The following is a 17,711-nucleotide window of genomic DNA, read 5'->3' as shown; positions in this document are numbered from 1 at the left end:
GCCCCCGGGTACGCGCTTCGACGGCAACGCCTGCCGGTTCGAGGCGGTGCACGGGATGAGCGGCGCGGTGCCCCGGTACCGTCGCACCGTGACGGTCGTGCTCCGATACGCGACAGGCGGCACGCAAATCGCCCGGGCCGGCGAGTCGGGCTGGGAGCCGGTCAGGACGATCCGCTACGCGGGGCACCTGCACCTGCTGGTCGCGAACGTACCCGCGCTCGGCACGTTCGCTCCCGTCGCGACGGCGACCACGCCCTACGTGCAGGCTGCCCCGTGGGGGCGCTATGCCATCGTCGTCGCGCTCATCGTCTTCGGGGCCCTCTTAGCGATGAGAGGCACGCGGCGCCGAACGCGCCCAATACCGTGAAGGTCCTTGACGGATCCCCGGCGCGGCCCGCATCTTATCCCGCGATGGCGTGCATGACGACTAGCGCGAGCCACCCCGCGCTCGCGAGCAGCGCCAGCACGGTGGCCACCGCGAGCGGCCTGCGGAGGACGCGGCCGCACGCGCCCGCAAGCGCCCAGACGTCCTCGCGCCATGCCGGATCGTCGCTCCAGCGCCGCCGCTGGTCGGCCGCCGCCACGATGAGAGCGACGAGCGGGCACAGGAGCAGAAGCACGCGGAGCACCGGCCGGGGCGTTCCCGCAAACACGGCCATGACCGCCGCCGCTGTCGCGGCCGGCTGATGCTGCACGGGTTGCAGCATCCGAAGCAGGGCCGCGAGCAAGAACACCACCGCGGGCAGCACGAGGAGCAGGGCGCCAAGCGAGACCGTTGCTTCCCGGGCCGTCCGGGTTAGGCCGAGATGCATCATCTCGATCCTCCGTTTTCTTGCGGTGTCATGTCCGCCGCCGCTCATGCATGTCCCTCGGACAAGAGCCGCATCGCGTTGCCGCCGAGGATCTGCCGCTCATCGTCCGGAGCGAGTCCCAGGGCGCGCACCCCTTCGGCCGGCCGCTCGACGCCCATGTCGAACGGATAGTCGGATCCCAGCACAACGTGGTCCGGTCCGGCGTAGGCGACGAGCTGGCGGAGCAGCGTCGCGTCGTGGACAATCGTATCGAAGTAGAACCTTCGGAGCGATTCCTCCGGCGATGTCCCCAGGCGCACCCGAGCCGCGGCCACGTGTTCGTGCGCGTGACGCAGGCGGCCGCGCAGCGCGAGAATCGCCCCCCCGCCGTGGGCGAGGACGACGCGCAGACCGGGATGCGATTCCAGCACGCCGCTCATCACGAGATCCGCTGCGGTGATGGTCGTCTCGAACGGATTGCCGACCGCGTTGGCGAGGTGAAACCGCGCAAACGCCGGGATGTCGAAGCCGCGCGTCGTGGGATGGATGAACACGACAGCCCGCAGCGCGTCGGCGGCCTCCCAGAACCGACGGAACCGGTCGTCGCCGAGGTAGACGCCCCGGGCGCTCGCCGCGATCTCCACGCCGGCGAGCCCCGAGCGCACTACGGCTTCGAGCTCGCGCGCCGCCAGCGTGGGATCTTGTAGGGGCACGGTACCGAGCGCCGCGACGCGGTCCGGGTGGGCACGAACGAGCGCGGCGAGCGCGGCATTCTGGATGCGGCCGGAGTCCAACGTGTCCTCCGGCTCGGCGTCGTACCGGAGCAGGCCGACAAACGGACACAGGACGACGCGATCGCTGCCGGCGGCGGCCGTTTCGGCGAGCAGGGCCTCAGGATCGACGAACTCGTGACGAACCGACCGCACCTCGACGCCGTCCATTTCGATGCGCTGCCGCCCGCCGTCCCGGACGACCCTCGGCCGCCACGGCTCACGGCCGTGGTCCCGGGTGATTTCCGGAACGATGATGTGAACGTGCATATCGACGACGGCGGCGGCGGTGCTCATCCGCGGGCGGCGGCCCCGCGGCCCTCCGTCCGCGCGCCGGCGACGACCTTCGCCGCGGGCCTGTTCTCGCCGGGGGACGACGGGGCCGGGGCCGGGCGGTTCAGGTTCGACTGCGCCTCGCGGGTCGAGGCGAGCGGCCCCGTCGCCGTCCAGTACCGCGTGCCGGCGACCAGCAGCGTCTCGGCGGGGAATCGGGTGAGCACTTCGCACCCGTCCTTGGTCACGACGAGCTGCTCCTCGATCCGGGCGGCGGACCAGCCGTCCGTGGCCGGCCAGAACGTCTCGAGGGCGAAGACCATGCCTTCTTCGATCACTTCGGGGTGGTCGAGCGAGACCAGGCGGCTGAAGATCGGCTTCTCCCAGATGGAAAGACCGACGCCGTGCCCGTACTGGAGCGCGAACGCCGCCTCTTCGTCGGCGAAGCCGAACTCCTCCGCCTTCGGCCACACCCGGACCACGTCGGCCGTCGTGACACCCGGGCGGATCAGCGCGAGCGCGGCGTCGAGGTAGTCGCGGCACCGCCGGTACGCGTCCACCATCGCGGGCGAGGCGCTTCCGACGCAGAACGTCCGGTAGTAGCACGTCCGGTACCCGTTGTAGGCGTGCAGGATGTCGAAGTACGCGGGATCCCCGGGCCGCAGCACGCGGTCGGTGTAGACGTGCGGGTGCGGACTGCACCGCTCGCCGGAGATCGCGTTCACGCCCTCCACGTGCTCGGAGCCGAGATCGTAGAGCACTTTTGCCACCAAGCCGACGCACTCGTTCTCGCGCATGCCGGGCCGCAGCGCCTGATACAGCTCCTCGTACGCGGCGTCGACCATCATCACCGCGGTCGTGATGAGGGTGATTTCATCCTCGGTCTTGATTTTGCGCACGTCCTGCATGAGCGCCTGTCCGTCGACGATCGTGAGACCCTCGGCCTGCAGCGCGAACAACACCTGCGGCTCGACGATGTCCACGGCGAGGGGCTGGCGGTGCAGCCCGCGCGACTCGAGTTCGGCGCGAATCTTCTTCGCCACGTCGCGGGCGCTGTCCGGATAGGCGCCGCGGAGAGTCGAGATCCCGGCGCGCGAGCGCTCTCCCAGCCACGGACAGTAGAGCCGGTGGTGGCGCGCCGCGGAGCCGAAGTCCCAGAGAATCGGGTCGTCCCCGCGGGGCAGCAGCGTAAACCGCACCAGTTTGTCGATGGCCCAGGTGCCGATGTGGGTGGCGGTGATGTACCGGATGTTGTTCATGTCGAAGCAGAGGAGCGCGCCGAACTCCGACCCGTCGAGGAACCGCTTGACCCGGGCAAGCCGCTCTGCGCGGAGGCGTTCGTAATTGACCCGCTCCTCCCAATCGACGGTCTGCAGACCGAACGTCTTATGTCCCATGATTGTCCTCCCGGGCGGCCACGCCCGCCAGACGCGCCAGCACATCGAACATTGCCGCGAAGTCCTGCGCGCCCAGTCCCATGGCCCGCGCCGCGGTGAGCCACTCGTTCGCCACGGCGGTCGTCGGCAGCGGGACTTCGAGCGCGCGGCCCATCTCCTCGGCGAGTACCAGGTCCTTCTGCATCATGGCGCAGTCGAACCAGGCCTCGTCGGGCATCTCGAGCACGAACGGCCCCCGGTACTTCAGCATCGGCGACGCGATCGCGCTGTTGAGCAAGACGCGCACGGCGGTCGCCCGGTCGATGCCGCCCTTCTCCGCCAGCAGCACCGCCTCGCAGAACGCCAGCACCTGGGCTCCCAGATTCAGATTCGTGGCGACCTTCATCAGGGCTCCCTGTCCGTTGCCGCCGACGTGCGTCACCACGGGGCCGATCGCCAGCAGGATCGGGCGGACCCGCTCGACCGCTTCCGGGTCGCCGCCGACCATGATCGACAGCCGGCCCTCCTGGAGGGTGACGAGACTGCCGGACACGGGCGCGTCCAGCATCCGGGCGCCGCGCTCACAGACCCGCTCGGCCAGCGCCCGGCTGGCCTGCGGGCTCACGGTGCTCATATCGACGTAGATCTTGCCCGGGCCGAGGCCGGCGACGATGCCGTCGGGACCATCCGTGACGGCCCGCAGCGCCGCGGTGTCCGTCACCATCGAGAAGATGACGTCCGCGGCCTCCGCGACCGCCCGCGGGGACGGCGCGAGGCGCAGGCCCGCGTCGACGAGCCCCTGGGCCTTCGCGACGGTCCGGTTGTAGCCGGTGAGCCGGTGGCCGGCGTCCAGCAGCCGCTTCGCGATGCGGCTGCCCATCGCCCCGAACCCCACAAAGCCGACGTGCGCCACCGACGCCTCCCGGCCGCGTGCGAAACAGGCGCCGGACAAGCGGAGTCCGGCGCCGCGGCGTAGTATTCTTTTTGCTTGAGTTGGACTTCTTCCTACCTTTCCTGGTTGCGCTCTGCGGAAGCGCCGCGCTTGCGCTGCGTCCTCCGGCCACGCTCGCGTCGCTCGCGATCACTCTCGCCGCCGGCGTGGTCGGGGGCATCACGCCGCTGCCGCGCGGTTCTGAGGAACGCGGCGGCGGCCGGCTCCCCTGGACATGGACCACCCTGATCGGGGTCGCCGCGTTCGTCGCCGCACGCGTGCTGCAGCACCCGATGGCGCCGCGGATCGCGCCGCTCTTCGTCGCCGCGACGGCGGCCGCGGGCGCCGCCGAAGAACTGCTCTTCCGGCGCCTGCTGTACGGCGCGCTCGCGGTCTATGGCGCCGCCACGGCCGTGGGCGGCTCGGCCGTCGTGTTTGCCGCGGTCCACGTCCCGGCGTACGGGGTCGCGGCGTTTCCGATTGATCTGGCCGCGGGACTGCTCTTCGGATGGCAGCGGTGGGCCTCGGGGACCTGGACGGCGTCCTCGGTGACCCACGCCGCGGCCAACGTGCTGCAGACGGCATGGTGACCGGGCGCCGGCGGGGGCGCGCCCTCGCGTGGGGCCTCGCCGCCGCGATCGTCTACGTTGTGGTCGCTCCGTACGTCTGGCGCGCCGTGCCGGCGCGCCTGCTGTATGAGGGCGAAGCGCCGCCGGCGCCGTACCGCTGGGTGCATCCGCCCCCGTCACTCGCCCGGGACAATCAGGCTCCGTCCGGCGGCGGCGGGCAGATCGGCGTGAGTGCCACCGGTTCGGGGTCGGCGTCCATTCTGACCGACGACGCGCAGGCCGGCGTGATCTTCCCGCACGACGCGGTGGCGCCCCAACCCGGGGTGACCGCGGCCATCGTCCATATCACGCCGGTGGACCCCGCCACCGTCGCGCCGCCGCCGTCCGGCTGGGTCTTCGACGGCAACGGCTATCGCGTCGAGGCGACGTATCGGAACGGCCGGCCCATCGTGCTGCGGCGGCCGGTCACGCCCGTGCTGCGATATCCCCGGCACGCCACCGTCCTGTTGCGATGGAACGGCAGCACCTGGACGGCGTTGGACACGAAGCGCATCGCGGCCGGGCTGCAGGTCTTTGCCCCCTCGGACGCGCTGGGCGTGTTCGTCGCCGCCCGTCCCACCGGCGGCGGCCCGCCGCCGTGGCTGATCTACGGCGCGGGGACGCTCGCGATCGTCCTCGCCGCGGCCGTCGCGTTGCTCCTGATCCGGAAACGCCGGCCCTCTGCGTAGGCAGCGCCTAACTGGATACGAATCGGGGCCTGATCGCATGGTATGATAATTGGGAATACCGAGGAGTGGAGGAAGCGACGACGGTGAGCACAGCGAAGGTAGCCATCACGATGGATGAGTCGATCCTGCGCCAGGTCGACCGTCTGGTGGCCGAGGGCCTTTACCCCAGCCGCAGCCGGGCGATCCAAGACGCTGTGTGCCGGCAGTTGGAGCGGAGGCGGCGCAGACGACTCACGGAAGAGGCCGCAAAATTGGACCCAAAGGAGGAACGCGCACTCGCCGAAGAGGGCCTTGCCGGTGACGCATGGCCCGAATCCTAAGGGGTGATATCTACTGGGCGGATCTCAATCCGGTCCGCGGCAGTGAACAGGCAGGGCGTCGTCCCGTTCTCGTCTTGAGCCATGACGTCTTCAATGACCGCTCCGGCACCGTCATTGCAGTTGCCCTCACCGGCCAGCCCCAACGAGCGGGATTCCCGTTGACGCTAAAGCTCGAAAGCACCAACCTCCCGCAACCCTCGTGGGTCAAGGTCAGCCAAGTCCGCACGCTGTCTACCGAACGTCTTGGCCGGCGCTTGGCGACCGTGTCGTCAGAAGAACTGGCTCAAGTAATCGAGGGCCTGTTCGAACTCGTCGGCTGATCAGAAAAGCCTCCCGGCGTGCCTCAACCGTCGGCCACCAGCAGGTCCGCCGGCAGCCCGCCGGTCACGAGTTCCCGACCCGTGTCCGTGATCAGGAAGGTGTGCCCGTAGAAGAGCCCGAGCAACCCGTCGGCCGTGATCGGATTAGGCTCGAGCATCAGTTCCATGCCCGGGCGCATCACGCGGTCCTCGGGGTCCGCGTGCACGCCGTCGACGCGGACGTCCGGATGATGGCTGGTCAAGTCGATCCCGTGCATGACGATCGGCCGGGACTGGTATCCGAGGTCGCGGAAGACGCGCGTGTGCCGCTGCATCGCTTCGAAGGTGTTGCCGGGCCGCAGTTCCTCGGCCAGCCGATCGAAGCCCGGGCGGACCACCTCGTCCCACATCCGGCGCACGTGGCCGGCCGGCCGACCCACGCAGACGGGAATCCCGATCTGCGCCGTGTACCCCTCGTACCCGGCGGCGAGTTCGTTCAGAATCAGATCGCCGGTACGGAGGCGCCGCGCGGACGGCCGCGGGTTGCCGAAGACCATCGACGGCTCGTCCATCGGCGTGCTGCCGATGATCAGAAAGTCCAGCTCGCCGCCTCCGGCCAGGATCGCGGACGCCGCGGCGGCCCGGAGTTCGTATTCCGCGACCCCGGGACGCGCGGCGTCGCGCACGGCGCGGAGCGCCCGCACGCACAACTCACCGGCCTTGCGAACCCGCCCCTGCTCCTCCGGGCTCTTGATCACCAGCAATTCGTGGAAGAAGTCGCCCACCAGCTCGAGCCGCGCGTCCGGCAGCTCGGCGGCGAGGCGTTGATACTGGTTGATCGGGAGGTAGTCACCGTACCGGGGATCGATCACCGCGATCCCGATCCGCCCGCCGGCGTGCCCGTGCTCGCGCGCGACGCGGGCCAGTACGTCGCCGAACTGCCCGGCGGACGCCGGCCGCACATCGCGCACCGCGACCGCGCGGCGGGTCGCCTCGATGTGAGTCCCGCCCATCCCGTAGACGAGCGTCGGCTCGCCCTCGCGCGGCACGTAGAGATACACCGACAGCGCGTGCCACTCACGATGGTTGGTCAGCCAGAAGACGCCCGCGCCGTAGCTCCAGTGGTTCGGCCCGCCGCACGCGATGAGGCCGTCGAGGCCGAGCCGGGCCATCTTCGCGCGGGCGGCGGCTAAGCGGCGCCGCTGTTCGCCGTCGGAGAAGCGATCGTAGACCGCGTCCGCGTAGTACGGCGTGCCGGTGAGACGACCGAAGTGGGCGCCGTTGTCGAGGGCGCCCCGCACGGCGCCGAACTCATGGGAGAGCACCGGACTCTGCCTCCTTCGCGTCAGTCGTCGCGCCCGGCGACCTGCCACGGCGCGATGCGTGCTTCCAGCCAGCTCAGCCCCTGGACCAGGACCACGCCGGTGATCGAGAGGATCACGACCGGCACCAACAGGCGGTCGATCTGAAGATTCTGCGCGTACCGCACGATCAGGTACCCGATGCCCGAGACGGCAGTGTACAAATCGGCGATGACCATGCCCACGAGCGCGCGGCCGAGGGCGAGCCGCAGTCCGGCGATGATGAAGGGCAGCGCGGACGGCAGGATCACGTCGCCCCACAGCGCCCCCTCCGAGGTGCGGAACGACCGCGCCACTTCGAGCAGCCGGTGATCCACGCCCCGGACGCCCTGATAGGTGTTCAGGAGAATCGGAAACACCGCAAACAGGAAGATCACGACGATCTTCGCGGAGTCGCCGAACCCGGCCCAGATGACGACGAGCGGAATGAGCGCGACCATCGGCGTCGCGTACAGCGCGATCACGAACGGTTCGAGCGACAGATCGAGCAGCCGGACGCGCGCGATCGCGACGCCCGCCGCGATCCCGACGGCCGTCGCGAGCAGAGTACCGAGCGCGGCCACCCGGAAACTGAGGCTCAGATACGGCCAGAGCTCGCCCGTCGCGACAATCTGGATCCCCGCGGCGAGGATGCGCGACGGCGGCGCGAACAGGAGCGGGCTGATCGCCCGGCCGCCGATCTCCCACACGGCCAGCACGGCGCACACCGACACGGCCCGCACCGCCAAGTCGTGGCGCCGCTGCCGCCGGCGCAGGCGCGCCGCGGCGCTCTGCACCGCCGCCTGCTGCGCGGAGACCGCCGCCGACGCCTCGGCGGTCATGGGCGTCCGCCGCCGCAACCACCGGCGCGGGCGGCGCTCATTGGATCTCCGGCCGCAGCAGGTCCCACACGCGCGTCCGGAGGGTCCCGAACGCCGGATCGGCCCGCATCGCGGCGAGCGAGCGCGACCGTCCGTACGGGACGGTGAGCACCTCCCGGATGCGCGCCGGGCGGGCCGTCAGCACGATGACGCGGTCGCCGAGGAACAGCGCCTCATCGATGCTGTGGGTGACGAACACGATCGTCTTGCGCTCCTGGCCGAGGATCCGGAGCATTTCCTCCTGCAAGATCTCGCGCGTCTGGGCGTCGAGCGCCGCAAACGGTTCGTCCATCAGCAGGACCTCCGGATCGATCGCGAGCGCCCGGGCGAGCCCGACCCGCTGCTGCATCCCGCCGGACAACTGGTACGGATAATACGAGGCGAACGCCTGGAGCCCGACCAGCGCGAGCACCCGTCGCACCCGGGCCTCCGCGTCGCCCCGGGGCGCGCCGGCGAAGCGCAGGCCGTACGCCACGTTGGCCGCCACCGTCTTCCACGGGAACAGGCCGAAGTGCTGAAACACCATCGCCATCCGCGGCGGCGGCGCCGTCACCAGGGTACCGTCGAACACGATCCGTCCCGCGGAGAGCGGCACGAGCCCGTCGATGCAGCGGAGCAGCGTCGTCTTGCCGCAGCCGCTCGGGCCGACGATGCACAGAATCTCGTTGTCGTAGACGTCGAACGACAGCGCCTCAAACACGCTGACGGTCCCGCCGACAAACATCCGGCACGCATTCTCGAGCTGGATCTTGGGGGTCACCGCAGCTGCTCGGCCATGAAGTCCGCGACGAGCGGCCGGTACTTGTACGCGATGTTGTTGCACACGTGGTTGCCCTCAGGGTACAGCACCCAGCGCTTGGGGCCGCGCGCCGCCTCGAAGGTTCGATACGCGTCCTCCGGCGAGATGAGGTTGTCCTGGGCGCCGTGGACGACGAGGAGTGGTGCCGTGATCCGCGCGGCGCAGCCGGCGAGCGTGGCCCCGCGGCTCCGGGCCGCGAGGTCCGCCGCGTCGCGGGCGCCCCAGATGTGCAGCCACCGCGCGAGGTGCAGGCCGCGGTGCAGGCGACCCTCCTCGAGGCTGTGCAGGCCGCCGCAGGACGCGACTGCGCTCAGGCGGGGTTCGAACGCGGCGCACCGCGGCGCGAGGTACCCGCCGAGGCTCACCCCGCAGACTCCGACCCGCGTACCGTCGACGTCGTCCCGGCCGAGCAGATAGTCGACGGCCGCGGCCGCCGCGACTTCGAAGTCCACGCGCATCTTCATCCGGTACCAGGTCTCGCCCTGCCCCGGCCCGTCCAGGGTCAGCGTGGCGAGCCCCCGGCGGAGGAAGAACCGTTCGAACGTCGCGTGCTCCTCTTTCACCGAGTCGAGCCCCGAGAGAAAGAGAACGACGGGCGGCCGCGCGACGCCCGCCCCGTCTGACGCGGGACCTCCTGCCGGGCGGCGGAGATAGGCCGGGATCCGGATCGCCTCCAGCGGAAACTCGACGCGCTCGCCCGGGGGCTCGAGCCACGGGAGAGCGCGAGCATAGCACGCGACCCGGCGCTCGGCTCCCCGGGTGAGGCCCTCGTGTCTGCGGCCGAGCTCCATCCACGCGCCGTACCACTGGTCCCACGTCTCGAGGCCGTCCACGACCCGGCGATAGTCGCCCGCATCCACGCCGTTGGCGCGGAACCGCGGCTCCCAGGTGCGGCCGACGTACCGGATCGTTTCGTCGGGCATGCCGCGGGAGCTACTCGCACCCGGCGGGAACCGGCACCGGGCCGCCGGCCTTCGCCAGGGCCTCGTTCGCGATCCCCATGTCGAGGATGTCGTGGGCGTCGTAGACATTGCGCAGGCTGCCGCCCTGGTGCTCGAACTGCACCGTCCAGGCGAGCCGCTTGGGGTCCAATCCGAGGTTGCGGGCCCAGATGCACCCCGTAATGATCTTGCCGTAGGCGTACGCCACGTCTTCCGGATCTTCGTGCGTGATCTGGGTGAGCGCCTTCAGCGCCTCGACGCGGTGCGCGTACGCGTAGCGCACGGCCAGAATCGTCGCCGCCGTCATGTTGACCACGGTCTCCCGATGAGCCGCGACCCACGGCCGGAGCCCGCAGTAGATGTTGTACTCGTAGTCGGGGAGGGCTTTGTACAGGTCGTACAGGACGTGGAAGCCGCGCTGGGTCCGGAGCACCTTGCTGGCCTGCTCGTAGTGGAAGATCGCGGTGTCATTCTGCCCGGTGAGGAGCGCCGCCACGCGGCCCGCGGGCGTCGTCGGCACGATCGCCACGTCTTCCGGCCGCAGGCCCGCGGTCTGGAGAATCGCGCGGTTCATGCGGTCGATGATCCCGCCCGGGGCGCTGGACAGCCCCATCCGCTTGCCCTTGAGGTCTTGGAGCGTCTTGATGGTGTCGCGCGCGACGAGCACGAAGTCCATCCGCGGCGCCGGCGCGTAGAAGGCCACGATCGGCACGCCGTTTCCGTAGGCGACCTGGCAGTCGATGAGCCCGACGTTGACCCCGCCGGTGATCGCGGCGGTGAGCGCCCGCGTCGAGCCATCGAAGTCCAGCGTCGCGAGGTCCACGTTGTACTTGTCCATGAACCCGAACGCCTTCGCCAGTTCCACCGGGGCGTGCACGACGTTGGGCGGCGCCACCGGCTGCCCAAAGATGATCTTCTCGCGGGGGCCCGGTGGCGGGAACTGCGGCCCCGCGGCGGAGCCTGCCGTGAGCGAGCCGCCCGTGATCAACGCTCCCAGGACGACAGTCACCACGAGCGTGAGCTCTCGTTTCATCCTCCAGCCCCCTCTCGATCACCTGGCCCGATCGCCTCGAAGGTTGGCGGCGGTGCGCCCGCCGTCCTCATCGGGCCGCCCGGTCCGCCGCCTCCCGAATCGCGCGCCATATCTTCTCCGGCGCGAGCGGCAGGTCGAGGTGGCGGATGCCGAAGGACGACAGCGCGTCCATCACGGCGTTCGCGACCGCGGGCGGCGCGCCGATTGCGCCCGCCTCACCGACTCCCTTCGCCCCCAGCGGGTTGAACGGGGACAGCGTTTCGACAAACTCGCCATGGACCGGCGGCGTGTTGGCGGCGCGGGGCATCGCGTACTCGCCGAACGTGGTCGTGAGGGGCTGCCCCGCCTCGTCGAACACCGCCTCCTCGAGCAGGGTCTCACCGAGTCCCTGCGCCACGGCCCCCACGACCTGGGCCTCCGCGAGGAACGGATTGACGACCCGGCCGGCGTCGTCGACCGCCACGAGGGCCAGGATGCGCACGGCCCCGGTGTCCGGCTCGACTTCGACCACCGCCGCGTAGGCGCCGGAGGGGAACACCGGACCGGGCAGCGAGAAGGTGGCCGCCGCGTCCAATCCGACCTCCAGATCCCGCGGCAGGCGCCCCGGCTGATACGCTGCCGCCGCCACCTCGGCGAACGTGACGCCCCGCGCGGTGGCACCCCGTACGGCGTAGCGGTCTCCCTCGCGCACCAGGTCCTCGGGCGCGGCCTCGAGCAAATGCGCTGCGATCCGGGTCGCCTTAGTCTGCACCTTCTGCGCGGCCACCCACAACGCCGATCCGCCCACCGTGATGGAGCGGCTGCCGAACGTGCCGACGCCCCGCGGCACCACCGCGGAATCGCCGTGCTCCACGGTGATGACCTCGGGCGGCACGCCGAGCGCGTCGGCCGCGATCTGCGCAAACGTCGTCTCGTGGCCCTGTCCGTGCGGCGTCGAGCCCATGCGCACGACGACCCGGCCGTCCGGCGCAGCGGTGAGGGCGGCGCCCTCCCACAACGCCGTGCCGGCGCGCTCGACGTAGGCGGCGACGCCGATGCCCAGCAGCCGGCCCTCGGCCCGCGCGCGCGTCTGTTCGCGACGCCAGCGCTCATAGCCGACGGCGTCCAGCGCCCGATCGAGGCAGAGCGCGTACCGGCCCGAGTCGTACACCCAGCCGAGCGGCGTCCGGTACGGAAACTGTTCGGGGGCGATGAAGTTGCGCCGCCGGAGTTCGACGGGATCGAGTCCCATCTCCCGCGCGGCGAGATCCACCATCCGCTCGATGATGAACACGGCCTCCGGACGCCCCGCGCCCCTGTATGGACCGGTCGGCGGTTTAGTCGTCGCGACCCCGATGAGTTCCACGTCCGCCGCCGGGGTGGCGTAGACGCCGATCACGAGAATCGCGGCGGTCAGCGGCACGGTGGGGGTCGGCGGATACATGTAGGCGCCGAGGTCGGCCAGCATCCGCATGCGCAGGGCCAGGAACCGTCCGTCCGCGTCGAGCGCAAGCTCGACGTCGGCATCGACGCCGCGGGCCTGATAGGCGGCCAGGAAGTTCTCGCGCCGCGTCTCCATCCACTTGACGGGGCGCCGCAGGTCGATGGCCAGCACCGCGGCGACGGCCACTTCGGGCGCCGGGCTGCCCTTCGCGCCGAACGCGCCGCCGACGTCCGGCACGACAATGCGCAACCGATGCTCGGGCCGCTTGAGGATGTGGCTGAGCTGGGCCAGCGGGCGGTGGGGGTCCTGCGCCGAGCACCACACGGTCAGGACGTCGGTGCCGGGATCGTACATCGCCGCGCCCCCGCGCGGCTCCATCGGGGCCGCCACCATCCGCGGGATCTGGAACCGCGCCCGCACCACCCGGGCGGCCGACGCGATCGCGCCGTTGACGTCGCCGTGCGTCCGGCGCCAGCGGAGCAGCGCGTTGTCCGGCGCGGCGTCGTGGACCGCAACCGGTCCTCCGAGCGCCGCGCGCAGGTCCGTCACGGCGGGGAGCTCATCGTACTCGATCTGCACGAGCGCCGCCGCATCGACCGCGGCCGCCGGCGTTTCCGCGGCCACGGCGACGACCGGCTCACCCGCGTACCGGACGCGATCGACAGCAAGCATCGGATGCGGGACGGCCGTCACCGCGGCCCCTTCCTGCACGTTGACGGGAAACCCGCGCGCGCGGCCGGCGATGTCGGCGCCCGTCACCACGGCCGCCACGCCGGGCGCGCGCCGCGCCGCATCCAGGGCGATCCGGCGGATGCGGCCGTGCGCGATCGGGCTGCGGACCACGGCGAGATGCAGTGCCCCGGGCAGCGCCAGATCATCGACGTAGTGCGTGAGGCCACGGATCGGACGGAGCGTCTCCCGCGCGCGCATGCTCTGGCCAATCCACGGCGCCGGTCCCGAGCGTGGGTCTGCCACACGGGCCTCCTGAGCGAGAAGCGTGCCTACGAGTCTACGGGCCGGCCCGGGGTGAGTCCTTGTGCGGGAGACTTCGTTAGAGCGCCGGACGAACCGGAAACACCGTCAGGATCCAGGCGTTGAGGCGATAGATCCAATCGAACAGCAGCGCCGCGCCCATCACGACGAGGAATGCGCCGCCCGTCACTTCAATCGCGTGCGCGTACCGGCCGATGGCCCGCAACGCCCCGAACGCGCTGGTGAGCAGCGCCGCGGTGGCCAGAAACGGCAGGGCGAGGCCGAGCGAATACGCAAACAACAGCACGGCCCCATCGGCCGCCCTCGCCGTGGTGGCCGCCAGGGTGAGGATGGCACCGAGCACCGGGCCCACGCACGGCGTCCAGGCGAACCCGAACGCCATGCCCACCAGCACGATGCCGGCGAGTCCGGCCGGCCGCCGCGCGAACGCGATGCGCCGCTCCCGGTAGAATCCCGGCACGCGCAGCACGCCGAGCATCACGAGCCCGAACACGATGACCACGGCGCCGCCGATCCGGCCGAGCAGCTCCCGATTGCCCAGGATGAAGCCGCCGAGGAGGGAGGCCGAGGCCCCGAGCCCCGTGAACACCAGGGAGAACCCGAGCACGAACAGGAGGGTCGCGCCGACGACGCGTCCCATCTGTCGCCGCCGTGCCGCGGCATCGAGCTCCAGGAGCGAGACGCCGGACACGAACGACAGGTACCCCGGGATGAGCGGCACCACGCACGGCGAGAAGAACCCCAGCACGCCCGCAAAGAACGCGATCGCAAGCGACAGATGCACGCTACCGCCTCGCGAGCGCGTCGATCGTCTGCACCAGTTCGGTCTCGCTCGCCGGTCCGTATCCCGTCCGAACCAGCGAGCCGCTGCGCGAAATGACGGCCCAATACGGCTGATAGGTGAACCCGTAGGCCTTCGCCACTCGTTCGTCCCGGTCGTAGGCATTGGGAAACGAGAGATGGTACCGCCGCACGAACCCTTCACAGGCCCGCCGGGTATCAAGCAGCCCGATCCCGATCATCGCCACGCGCCGGTCCTTGGCCTCGCGGTACGCACGCTCCCACCCGGGGGCGTCACCATTGCACGTGGGTCACCACGGCGCCCAGAACAGGAGCACGGCGGGCCGGCCTTTCAGATCGGCAAGGCCGATCGTGCCGCCCGACAGGAGCGGAAGCCGGAATGCCGGCGCCGGCCGCGGCGCGGCCTGCGCCCGCACGGCCAGGCCGGACAGCGTCAACGCACCGGCGGCGAGCATGACCATCAGGACCGCCCGGCGGCTCGTTCCCACGATTGCGACCTCTCTCACCTCATCCGGATCACTGCTGCCAGCGGGGCGGGCGCTTTTCGAGGAACGCACGCATCCCCTCCTGCGCGTCCGGGGCGAGGGCATTCTCCACCATGATCTCCTCGGCCACGGCATAGGCCTCGGGGCGATCCTTGGTGATCTGGCGGTAGAACCCCCGCTTGCCGACCGCGAGCGTATAGGCGCTGGCGGCGATCACCTGCCGCGCGAGGGCCATCGTCTCCTCTTCAAGCCGGTCCGCGGGCACGACACGGTTCACAAGATCGGCCTGCTGAGCCTCCCGCGCGGTGATCGGCGTCCCGGTGAGCAACATCTCCATCGCCTTCCGAGGGCCCACGGCCCGAGCCACGGCGACCCCCGGCGTCGTGCAGAAGAGCCCGGTCTTTACGCCCGGAGTCGCAAACGCCGCGTTCTCCGAGGCGACGACGAGATCGCAGGTTGCGACGAGTTGACAGCCGGCTGCGGTCGCAAGGGCGTGGACCTGAGCAATGACGGGTTTCGGCAGCGTGCGCACAGTCTCCATGACGTCGGTACAGAGATCGAACAGCGTGGCGACGTCGGTCTGAGACTGGCCGACGAGTTCGCGGAGATCGTGCCCGGAACTGAACACCGGACCGGTCGCGCGAATGACCACCGCCCGGACGTGCGGATCCGCGGCCGCCTGATCCAGCGAACGCTTGAGAGCTCCCAGCATGGCGCGCGAGAGCGCGTTCCGCCGCTCGGGATGGTTGAGGGTCAGTACGGCAACGCCGTCTGTGACCTCGTACAGCAACAGCGGCTTCTGTGCCGTCCCGACGTGCTCGACCGGCGAATCCATGAGCCTTTCCCTCCCGCGTGACCGGCGCCGGCGTCCGCCCCGGGGGAGCACGCCGGCCGCTCCCGGGGACTTTTACGTCAAACCGGCGGCATTCCTTCTATCTAATGGTTGCCCATAAACTCGACGATCGAGCAGGCCGGGCGTCGTTTCCCCCCGTCACGACGCCCGGCCGGACAATCCCTTCCGTCTCGCGAGGCGCACGATCTTGCGATGGCGCCCGGCGGCGAGCCGAAGAAAGCCCGCGAACCCCACCGTCAGCAGCGCCAGCGGAATGGCCAGCACCACGCTCCAGACCAGCCGATCCGCGCCGTAACTCATCCCGACGCCCACTGTACCAGCAACCGGCTAGGACCCGTAATCAGGCGGCCGCCCGATTAGGCCCGGCGACATCGGAAATCGGGTCTTCACCCGATGCGTCCCCGCGCCGGTTCGCGACGATATTCCCGGCGCACCGGGGAATGAAGCGAGTAGAGGTTCGCGGGGCCCGACGGGGGTGGTCAGTTGGGCGTGCCGGTCCTCATACTGGATATTGCCGTCGGCGTTCATGTAGCCATCGTCTTGCTGCTGCTCGGCAAGTACGTCGAGACACGCCTACCCTACGTCATTTGGTGGACGCTTGGCACGGCTACCCTCGCCGCCAGGTCGGCGGTCGACCTCGCCGTTCTCTCCGGCGGGGCGCCGGCGCCGGTCCACGCCGTCGCGAGCGCGCTGATCCTCGCCGCGGCGGGATGCTTCCTCACGGGCTCCGTCGCCCGCGATCCGAACGCCCCCGGGACCGTGCTGCTGGGGATGGTGGGCTACGGCGGGCTCCTCCTCGCGGCCGCACTCATCCTGCTGTGGGGAGCCGACCACGCCCGCGTCATCGTCGGGCTCGCCTCCGGCCTGGCCTTCGCACTGGCGGCCTGGGGCTACTATCGGGCCGAGGGCACCCTGGACGACACCGGCATCCGCCTGATCTTCACCGGGCTGCTCGCGATCGGGGTGGCCTTCGCCGCGTGGTCGTTTCTCGGGCGCTCGCCGCGTGGCACCGGCTTGTCGGAGTTCGCGGGGGCCCTGGGTGCCGCCGTGTTCGGCGCCGGGATCCAGCTGCGGTCACTGGAACGTCAGCGTGCGGTCGAAGTGATGAGCAGCATCAGCACCGCGCTGCACCAGCCGCGGCACGTAAGCGACATGCTGAGCGACGTGCTGCGGGCAACCGGCGATATGGTCCAGGCGCACTCCGGCTGGGTATTCCTGGAAAGGGACGGCCGCTACGACGCGGCGGCGGAGTTGCGGCTGCCGGGTCCGCTGGCGCGCGACGGGCGGGCGGCCATGGCCGGCTCGTGCCGGTGCCTCGACTTCCTGCGCGCGGGACGGCTGCCGGCGCACGGCGTCGTCGTGGAGTGCGACCGGCTCGCCGGCACGGGGCTCAGCGCGCGGCACGCGAGCATCCCGCTCCGTACGGCGGCGAGCACCGTCGGCGTCCTCAATCTCGTCCTGCCGGCGGGACGGCTGTTCACGCGCCGTGAGCTCTCGGTGCTGTCGGCGATCGGCACGCAGGTCAGTCTCGCCATGGACAAGGCCCGCCTGCTCGACGAGTTGCGCGACAAGGAGGCCGCGCGCACCGGACTGATTCACCGCCTCCTCAGCGCGCAGGAGGACGAGCGCAAACGCATCGCGCGCGAGCTTCACGACGAAGCCGGCCAGTCGCTGGCCGGCCTGATGCTCGAGCTCGAGGCCGCCCGCCTCGAGACGACCCGCGGCGTCGCGGTGACCCCTGAGACCCTCGCGCGCCTCCGGCGGCTCGCCGCGCGCACGGTCGAGGCGGTGCGCGGGCTGATCTACGATCTGCGGCCCGCCGTGCTGGACGACCTCGGGCTCGCCCCGGCGCTGCGCTGGTACATCCAAACCCAAATCGTCTCCCGCGGCCTGCCGGTGGACCTGCACGAACGGCTCGGCGGCGAGCGGCTCGACACCGCGCTCGAAACCGCGGTGTTTCGGATCGCGCAGGAGGCGCTGTGGAACGCCGTCAAGCACGCGGGGGCCAGGCGCGTGGACGTCGAGCTCGTCCGCGCCGGCGACGGGCTCGTGCTTCGCGTGCGCGACGACGGCCGCGGGCTCGCCGGGGGCGCGCGGCCCGCCCA

At 70.9% G+C, this 17,711-nt stretch carries 20 protein-coding genes and 1 pseudogene; 6 read left to right on the top strand and 15 right to left on the bottom strand.

Features of this window, described 5'->3' with window-relative positions:
- On the top strand, positions 1-367 hold a 367-nt coding region (locus tag VGZ23_10920; protein ID HEV2358105.1), incomplete at its 5' end, for a hypothetical protein.
- Positions 368-401: 34 nt separating this feature from the next.
- Here VGZ23_10920 and VGZ23_10915 read toward each other — a convergent pair.
- From VGZ23_10915 to VGZ23_10900, 4 genes are read right to left on the bottom strand one after another with little or no spacing between them, the layout of a single operon-like run.
- On the bottom strand, positions 402-815 hold the full coding sequence (locus tag VGZ23_10915) for a hypothetical protein (GenBank protein ID HEV2358104.1): 414 nt from the start codon (positions 813-815) through the stop codon (positions 402-404).
- Between the two features lie 41 nt (positions 816-856).
- Complete coding sequence (locus VGZ23_10910; GenBank protein HEV2358103.1) at positions 857-1,858, bottom strand: amidohydrolase family protein; 1,002 nt, start codon at positions 1,856-1,858, stop codon at positions 857-859.
- Positions 1,855-3,231, bottom strand: coding sequence for a Xaa-Pro peptidase family protein (locus VGZ23_10905; protein ID HEV2358102.1), 1,377 nt, complete (start codon positions 3,229-3,231; stop codon positions 1,855-1,857). Before VGZ23_10905 ends, VGZ23_10910 begins: the two co-directional genes overlap by 4 nt.
- Positions 3,221-4,162 carry an NAD(P)-dependent oxidoreductase gene (locus VGZ23_10900; protein HEV2358101.1) on the bottom strand — a complete coding sequence of 314 codons (942 nt, stop codon included), beginning with the start codon at positions 4,160-4,162 and terminating at the stop codon, positions 3,221-3,223. Before VGZ23_10900 ends, VGZ23_10905 begins: the two co-directional genes overlap by 11 nt.
- A gap of 32 nt (positions 4,163-4,194) precedes the next feature.
- Between VGZ23_10900 and VGZ23_10895 the strand changes: the two genes are divergently transcribed.
- The 4 genes from VGZ23_10895 to VGZ23_10880 all read left to right on the top strand — a co-directional run bounded on the left by VGZ23_10895 (position 4,195) and on the right by VGZ23_10880 (position 6,078).
- The gene (locus VGZ23_10895; GenBank protein HEV2358100.1) at positions 4,195-4,731 is read left to right on the top strand and encodes a CPBP family intramembrane glutamic endopeptidase; all 537 of its coding nucleotides are present in this window, start codon (positions 4,195-4,197) and stop codon (positions 4,729-4,731) included.
- The gene (locus tag VGZ23_10890) at positions 4,659-5,438 is read left to right on the top strand and encodes a hypothetical protein (GenBank protein HEV2358099.1); all 780 of its coding nucleotides are present in this window, start codon (positions 4,659-4,661) and stop codon (positions 5,436-5,438) included. Before VGZ23_10895 ends, VGZ23_10890 begins: the two co-directional genes overlap by 73 nt.
- Before the next feature lie 110 nt (positions 5,439-5,548).
- The gene (locus VGZ23_10885) at positions 5,549-5,758 is read left to right on the top strand and encodes a ribbon-helix-helix domain-containing protein (protein HEV2358098.1); all 210 of its coding nucleotides are present in this window, start codon (positions 5,549-5,551) and stop codon (positions 5,756-5,758) included.
- Positions 5,743-6,078 carry a type II toxin-antitoxin system PemK/MazF family toxin gene (locus tag VGZ23_10880; protein HEV2358097.1) on the top strand — a complete coding sequence of 112 codons (336 nt, stop codon included), beginning with the start codon at positions 5,743-5,745 and terminating at the stop codon, positions 6,076-6,078. Before VGZ23_10885 ends, VGZ23_10880 begins: the two co-directional genes overlap by 16 nt.
- Positions 6,079-6,101: 23 nt before the next feature.
- On the opposite strand, the gene VGZ23_10875 is transcribed toward VGZ23_10880, so the two are convergent.
- The 11 genes and pseudogenes from VGZ23_10875 to VGZ23_10825 all read right to left on the bottom strand — a co-directional run bounded on the left by VGZ23_10875 (position 6,102) and on the right by VGZ23_10825 (position 15,918).
- Entirely contained in the window at positions 6,102-7,382 is a 1,281-nt protein-coding gene (locus VGZ23_10875; protein HEV2358096.1) for a M24 family metallopeptidase, read from the bottom strand.
- A 20-nt stretch (positions 7,383-7,402) separates the two neighbouring features.
- The gene (locus VGZ23_10870) at positions 7,403-8,239 is read right to left on the bottom strand and encodes an ABC transporter permease (protein ID HEV2358095.1); all 837 of its coding nucleotides are present in this window, start codon (positions 8,237-8,239) and stop codon (positions 7,403-7,405) included.
- Positions 8,240-8,276: 37 nt separating this feature from the next.
- Positions 8,277-9,038 (bottom strand): ABC transporter ATP-binding protein, encoded by a 762-nt coding sequence (locus VGZ23_10865; protein HEV2358094.1) that lies wholly within the window; start codon positions 9,036-9,038, stop codon positions 8,277-8,279.
- A complete protein-coding gene (locus VGZ23_10860; protein HEV2358093.1) occupies positions 9,035-10,000 on the bottom strand; it encodes a CocE/NonD family hydrolase in 966 nt (321 codons plus the stop codon). Before VGZ23_10860 ends, VGZ23_10865 begins: the two co-directional genes overlap by 4 nt.
- 10 nt (positions 10,001-10,010) lie before the next feature.
- Positions 10,011-11,051, bottom strand: a complete 1,041-nt coding sequence (locus VGZ23_10855) for an ABC transporter substrate-binding protein (GenBank protein HEV2358092.1) — start codon at positions 11,049-11,051, stop codon at positions 10,011-10,013.
- 67 nt (positions 11,052-11,118) lie between these two features.
- Positions 11,119-13,449, bottom strand: a complete 2,331-nt coding sequence (locus tag VGZ23_10850; protein ID HEV2358091.1) for a xanthine dehydrogenase family protein molybdopterin-binding subunit — start codon at positions 13,447-13,449, stop codon at positions 11,119-11,121.
- Positions 13,450-13,525: 76 nt separating this feature from the next.
- Complete coding sequence (locus VGZ23_10845; protein HEV2358090.1) at positions 13,526-14,251, bottom strand: cytochrome c biogenesis protein CcdA; 726 nt, start codon at positions 14,249-14,251, stop codon at positions 13,526-13,528.
- A 1-nt stretch (position 14,252) separates the two neighbouring features.
- Positions 14,253-14,546, bottom strand: a pseudogene (locus VGZ23_10840) (redoxin family protein).
- A gap of 12 nt (positions 14,547-14,558) precedes the next feature.
- Positions 14,559-14,774, bottom strand: a complete 216-nt coding sequence (locus tag VGZ23_10835; protein ID HEV2358089.1) for a hypothetical protein — start codon at positions 14,772-14,774, stop codon at positions 14,559-14,561.
- A 10-nt stretch (positions 14,775-14,784) separates the two neighbouring features.
- Positions 14,785-15,588: an enoyl-CoA hydratase gene (locus VGZ23_10830; protein ID HEV2358088.1), complete on the bottom strand. Its 804-nt coding sequence runs from the start codon at positions 15,586-15,588 to the stop codon at positions 14,785-14,787.
- A 156-nt stretch (positions 15,589-15,744) separates the two neighbouring features.
- Positions 15,745-15,918, bottom strand: a complete 174-nt coding sequence (locus VGZ23_10825; protein ID HEV2358087.1) for a hypothetical protein — start codon at positions 15,916-15,918, stop codon at positions 15,745-15,747.
- 177 nt (positions 15,919-16,095) lie between these two features.
- Here VGZ23_10825 and VGZ23_10820 point away from each other — a divergent pair.
- Positions 16,096-17,711: histidine kinase (locus VGZ23_10820; GenBank protein ID HEV2358086.1), on the top strand; the 1,616-nt coding region annotated here is incomplete at its 3' end.

This window comes from bacterium, from assembly GCA_035945995.1.
Classification (GTDB): Bacteria; Sysuimicrobiota; Sysuimicrobiia; order Sysuimicrobiales; family Segetimicrobiaceae; genus DASSJF01.
This window is presented reverse-complemented; position numbering and strand designations above follow the sequence as displayed.